This window comes from Caballeronia arvi, assembly GCF_001544695.2.
In the GTDB taxonomy this organism is placed as follows: domain Bacteria; phylum Pseudomonadota; class Gammaproteobacteria; order Burkholderiales; family Burkholderiaceae; genus Caballeronia; species Caballeronia arvi.
Genome location: NZ_FCOM02000267.1, coordinates 1 through 1,038 on the forward strand (window position 1 = coordinate 1; position 1,038 = coordinate 1,038).

A 1,038-nucleotide genomic window follows, 5' to 3' on the forward strand; every position below is an offset into this window, starting at 1 on the left:
GTTCCGAGGTTCAGCGCGCGTTGTAGGTCCCCGACTTGCTGAGCGAGTGAAAACGCGTGCAAACACGTGCAAACGCGTGCAAACAACAGGGAGTGACGAATGGCTCAGTCATCCATTGCGATAACCGTGCGGCGTGAAGATCCGGCCTCGACCGACGGACGAGTCTTGCTCGATGAACTCAGCGCCATGCTGGCGCTATTCTCGGGCGATGGCGGGCAGTCGAGGTTCGACGTCGACGAGTTCCGATCGGGAAACGGCATGTTCTACGTCGCGCGAACGGCCGTCGGGGAAGCCCTCGGTTGCGGCGCATTCCGGCATTTCGACGCGTCCGCGGCCGAGCTCAAAAGAATCTATAGCCGGCAATGTAGGTCCGGCGTTGGCACTGCCATCATCCAGCAACTCGAGGCCGACGCTGCAGCGTGTGGCTACACGAGGCTCGTTCTGGAAACACGGGTGGTCAACAAGCGTGCGATCGACTTCTACCAGCGCAACGGTTACAGGCCGACGGAGCGATACGGCGCTTACATCGGTCAGCCGGATGCGCGCTGCTTCGAAAAAATGTTCGTCGATAACTGACGCTTGCTCGCCCAGTGCCGCATTGACGTCGACAATGGCCGGACTGCAAACGTCCGGCGGCATCCGAATTGCGCGATCCGCGTCGATGCCCGGCGACCCGCGTTTCGCCGGCCCGATACCTTAAACACCCAAGGAGACGTTCATGGCTAACACGGTTCACGGTTCCGACCCGGCCAATTCCCTCATCACCGAAAGGGCCGAGACTGCTTATGAATTCCCGACAAGCGCGACTCATGATTCTTCAGCAAAAGCGGCGAGTCATCCGCAAGCGGCGGCGAGGGAAATTTTCGCGCGGCGTCTCAGTCGTGGGACTCCGGCGATAACGCTTCCTCGTCCGGCAGCGACATGCGTTCGACCGTCAAAGACAGGCTTTCCAACGTCCGGGACGGAATGGCGACCCGATACCGCGCGGCCTCCGAAACGACCGATGACTTCGTGCACGACAATCCGTGGAAAGCGATC

1 protein-coding gene is annotated in these 1,038 nt (G+C 60.6%); it reads left to right on the forward strand.

Annotation, left to right across the window (positions count from 1 at the left end; translation table 11 throughout):
• The first annotated feature begins 99 nt into the window (after nucleotides 1-99).
• Nucleotides 100-576, forward strand: a complete 477-nt coding sequence (locus tag AWB74_RS44810; RefSeq protein WP_061152837.1) for a GNAT family N-acetyltransferase — start codon at nucleotides 100-102, stop codon at nucleotides 574-576.
• Nucleotides 577-1,038 lie beyond the last annotated feature (462 nt).

Excerpts from the sequence above, each read along its gene's own strand:
- AWB74_RS44810 (WP_061152837.1), top strand. The coding sequence starts at position 100 with ATGGCTCAGTCATCCATTGCGATAACCGTGCGGCGTGAAGATCCGGCC.